Origin of the sequence: Psychroserpens sp. XS_ASV72, assembly GCF_041224425.1 — a bacterium.
In the GTDB taxonomy this organism is placed as follows: domain Bacteria; phylum Bacteroidota; class Bacteroidia; order Flavobacteriales; family Flavobacteriaceae; genus Psychroserpens.
Genome location: NZ_JBGFGL010000044.1, coordinates 1 through 284 on the forward strand (window position 1 = coordinate 1; position 284 = coordinate 284).

The window sequence follows — 284 nt, forward strand, 5'->3', positions numbered from 1 at the left end:
TCCGTCACGTCACCAGTCAGGTTCAGGTCAGTCGCGTCCTGGTCACATTCGATAATGGTGCCAGCAGGAACCGTAAAGGTTGGATCAGTAGTATCCACCACATTGATGGTCTGTATCTGTATGTTCTCGTTACCGCATTCATCCACAAGTGTCCAGGTTCTGGTAATGGTGTACTCATTTGCACAGCTACCTTCAGTGATTGCATCAGAATATGTTGCCTCCAATCCATTTGAGCAGTTGTCTGTCTCGTCCGTCACGTCACCAGTAAGTGTCAAATCGTTGGC

Annotated in this window: 1 protein-coding gene; it reads right to left on the reverse strand. The window is 48.2% G+C overall.

What is annotated here, in order from left to right:
- Positions 1-284 (reverse strand): hypothetical protein (locus AB9K26_RS00305; protein ID WP_369970553.1); only part of this gene is annotated, 284 nt, incomplete at both ends.